Annotated in this window: 5 protein-coding genes; all 5 read left to right on the plus strand. The window is 31.6% G+C overall.

Features of this window, described 5'->3' with window-relative positions:
- Positions 1-103: 103 nt before the first annotated feature.
- The 5 genes from CLV33_RS17355 (at position 104) to CLV33_RS17375 (ending at position 3,731) form a co-directional block, all read left to right on the plus strand.
- The gene (locus CLV33_RS17355; protein ID WP_105474940.1) at positions 104-622 is read left to right on the plus strand and encodes a hypothetical protein; all 519 of its coding nucleotides are present in this window, start codon (positions 104-106) and stop codon (positions 620-622) included.
- Positions 623-779: 157 nt separating this feature from the next.
- On the plus strand, positions 780-1,868 hold the full coding sequence (locus CLV33_RS17360; protein WP_105474941.1) for a hypothetical protein: 1,089 nt from the start codon (positions 780-782) through the stop codon (positions 1,866-1,868).
- 156 nt (positions 1,869-2,024) lie between these two features.
- A complete protein-coding gene (locus CLV33_RS17365) occupies positions 2,025-2,480 on the plus strand; it encodes a DUF5063 domain-containing protein (RefSeq protein ID WP_105474942.1) in 456 nt (151 codons plus the stop codon).
- A complete protein-coding gene (locus CLV33_RS17370; RefSeq protein WP_105474943.1) occupies positions 2,473-2,757 on the plus strand; it encodes a hypothetical protein in 285 nt (94 codons plus the stop codon). Before CLV33_RS17365 ends, CLV33_RS17370 begins: the two co-directional genes overlap by 8 nt.
- A gap of 128 nt (positions 2,758-2,885) precedes the next feature.
- On the plus strand, positions 2,886-3,731 hold the full coding sequence (locus tag CLV33_RS17375) for a hypothetical protein (RefSeq protein ID WP_105474944.1): 846 nt from the start codon (positions 2,886-2,888) through the stop codon (positions 3,729-3,731).
- Positions 3,732-3,956: the final 225 nt, after the last annotated feature.

Consider the following 3,956-nt stretch of genomic DNA (forward strand, 5'->3'; position numbering starts at 1 on the left):
GCTTACTTACGAAAATTCCGCTGGAATTTTCTATCCGTGATTATTTACTAACTTTAGTCCTTTAACACGCAACGAAATCATACACTAGACCGTTGCCAACAATTTGAGAAAAACGCTACAAATATTAATTATACTCAGTTTTGGACTGAATTTATCAGCTCAAGAAGTAGTTATTAAATCGGAAATCAAAATAGATTCAACCGAATTGAAAATCACTCAATCGGATTATGAATATTATGCATATAGTACTCTTGACAACAGAAAAACTGATTCCTTAATTGTGACAATCGGAAATGTTGGAACAAGTGTAACTGCAATAAAAATTGACTTAACAAAAACTGAAAGACCGAAAGTTGGACTCACTCTTTGGTCAGATTATGGAGAATATGATGGAAAAAACACGCTGAATGTTGAACTGGAGTTTTATGAATTGGAACTAAATGCGACTGAATTCAAGAAAGGCGACCGAATTATGGGACGAGTAAAGGGAAAATCAAGAATAATTCCTAATAATTCTGGTGGTTACCAAATCGAATTTGACGGAGAATTTAACCATATTATTGGAAAATTAATGATTAAGAAAAAAGCGGAACACAGCTTTAGAATTATAGATAACGAATAAAAACTGTTGGCAACAATGTGTATAATTCATTGCTAGTTAGAGCCTACTTACGAAAGTCCTCGCGGACTTTCTATCCGTGATTTATTTGCTAACTTTAATGCTTAAACACGCAACGAAATCATACACTAGACCGTTGTATGCAATTTAAACCAACCCAATGAGCATATTTAAAATTAAAGAAAATAAGAAACCTTCATTAATCGGAAAAATCCTAAAAAGGACACCGAAAGAGAACGCTCTGATTGACATTAACAATCTTTTCGTTGAAAACGAAGATGATTTGACTAAAGTTAGTTTGGAACAAATCCAAGAGATAACGGACAAATACAAACTCAAATTAAACAAAAAATTTAAGGCTCTTCGACTTGACTTATTTAGAAAATATATTCACCATTGTCTCGAAGACCACGTAATAGACGAAAGTGAAATCAACACATTTTTGCACTTAAAGAAATTACTGCATTTGACTGACGTAGAAATAAAACAAGTCCTGAATTTTGAGACAAAGAAGTTATTCGACCAAGAAGTAAAAAATGCTGTTTCAGATGGAATTTTAACGCAGGAAGAAAAAGACAATCTGGAATTACTTAAAAAAAACCTGTTGCTTAATGACCAAGTTGCTGACGATATTCTGCAAACCAATTCAAATAAAATTTTAACCGACTTTATCAATGAGGCTGTTTCAGACGAACGATTGAGTGACGAGGAATTTGAAAGAATGAATGAAATTTCTTTAAGTCTCGGAATTGAACCAAAACTAAATCAAAGAACTAAAGAAAATCTTGAACGGTATCGTCTTTATTGGACTATAGAAAACGGAGAGTTACCAATTTATGAAAACCCGCCAATTAATATTCAAAAAAGTGAAAATTTGTACTTTATGGCTAATGTAAATTGGAAAGAACAAAGACGAGTAACTAAACGAATAAATTACGGAGGACCAACAGCACGAATAAAAATCGCTAAAGGAGTTTATTATCGAATGGGTAGCATTTCAGCGAAATCAGTTTCTGAAGATATATGGCAAGTCATTGATAGCGGAAACATCTATCTCACTAATAAGCGACTGATTTTTATGGGTTCGAGAGGTAACAAAACAATTCGACTGAATAAAATATTAGATATAGCACCATATAAAAACGGAGTTGACATTCAAAAAGATGCTGGAAAAAGCCCATTTTTGGAATTTAATTCTAATGTGGACATTTTTTCAATGATGATTGTCCGATTAATGAATGAAGTATAAAAAACTGCATACAACAACGTATAAAATTAATTGCTTGGTACGAGCCTACTTACGAAAATCCTCGCGGATTTTCTATTCGGTTTGTATTTGCTAAATTCGTTGCTAAACCACGCAACTAATCTTATACAAAACCGTTGTAGCACATTAAAGAAAACCTTGAACGAACTAATAAACATCATAGATGAAATTACCAAATATGGATTATATCCGAATTTGGAACACAGCGGTAAAGAAAAAGATTTAGAAAAACACCTTGTTGAATTGTACGCTAAATATTTTCATATAAAATATGTTTTTGACGAGAAAGATTATGCGGATTATGAATATGACGGACAAAATAAAATAAGAGAAAATGTAATTTCAAATTTTCCATCATTTGGTCTTTATCACAACTTGTCTGAACTGAATAAAATCGAAAACGAAGCTGATTTGGTTGTTGGAGATGCTGTGGATGACTTAACTGATATAATTCTTGACCTTCTCGAAATAAAGTGGAGAGCGGATACAAATAGCGAAAATGATGCTTGGTGGTATTTTGAACTGATTTTCTACTCTCACACTCAACAACATCTGATTGATTTACTAAATTTTATGAAACATAAAAATGGGTAAAAAAATCTTCACTATTAAAAATGTAACTATCGGAATTGGACTAATAATGCTTGATTTGGCTATTTATGTCGTTTTAGGATTAATGTTAATGGATTATGATGATTTTTATGATGAAAGCAAAGGAGAATATTGGAGTTTAGCAAGTATGACAACTTCACAAAAAGCAACTTATATCGGATTAAATATTTGGAACATCATTAACATTTTAATCATTGGATATATAGTTTATAGAATAATTAAAATCGTGAAAAATAACGTGCTACAACACCGTGTATAGCTCATTGCGGCTGAATTCCTTATCGGAATTCATTGCAATTTGCTATCTTTCGGTTACGGCGGAAAATCATAGCTGATTTTCCGCAACGAGCCATACACGAACACGTTGTAAAACATTTAAAACGAACATTGAGAATTCAAATTATCATATTGATTTTAATCGCAAATTGTGCTTTCGGACAAGAAAAAGTTACGATTGACCAAAATATTGTGAAATATGAAATTAAAGATGAATTTAACCGATTTGACAATATTGCAAACGAACTTAAGAAATACAAAAGTTTTGATATAGAAATCAGCGAAAATTCAAGTATTAAAATTTTAAACCAATACAGCACAGGATTTACTAGACATACAATATCTTTTGAGATTGACAATAACCTGAACATCATAAATTCAGACTACGAGTATTGGACTGATGTTGCAGAAATTGGAACAGAATATAAAATACTTGATATTGACTTTAAATTAAATCAAAATCCTTTTCAGGGAACAAACGGATTGCGAGGACAATATGAAATGAAAATAAAAAAGGTTAATGAAAACGGAGAAATATTAAAGCAAATAACGTTTAAAGGCAAATTCAAATCTTTCAAAGGAATTGATAAGTCATCATCTGATTATTTATGGGCTTTGGAACAAAACAAAGTATTTTACGGAATAACAAATGAAAACGGAGTTTATTTGCGTCCCGACAAGATGCCTTCCTTGAAATCTGTCCATAAAGTTCTGACTGAAAAAATAAAAAAAATTAAAGGTTACAAGCCTAATAAAATAAGAGCTTTCGTAATCATAAATGAAAATGGGAAAATCGAAAAAGAACCGTTCAGATTTTTTGGAGATTTTGGAAAGTTAAATAAAGAAACACAAATTCAGGTTAAGGAATTGCTAATTGAATTTACTGATTGGTATCCAGCTTGTGTAAATGAAAAAGAAGTTAAATCACAAATTCCGATAGTAATTGGAATTGAATAAAAAACGTTTTACAACACCGTGTATAATTAATGGCTAGTTCTCGCCTACTTAAGAAAATCCTCGCGGATTTTCTATTCGGTATTTATTTGCTAACTTTAGAGCTTGAAACACGCCACTAATCATACACAAAACCGTTGCCATTAATTTGAATGAACTACTCGAACGAAAAAATAATTGAACGATTTGAATCAGGCGAAAACCTGAAATTCCTACTATTTTGGGGAC

Source organism: Jejuia pallidilutea (genome assembly GCF_002973595.1).
Classification (GTDB): Bacteria; Bacteroidota; Bacteroidia; order Flavobacteriales; family Flavobacteriaceae; genus Jejuia; species Jejuia pallidilutea.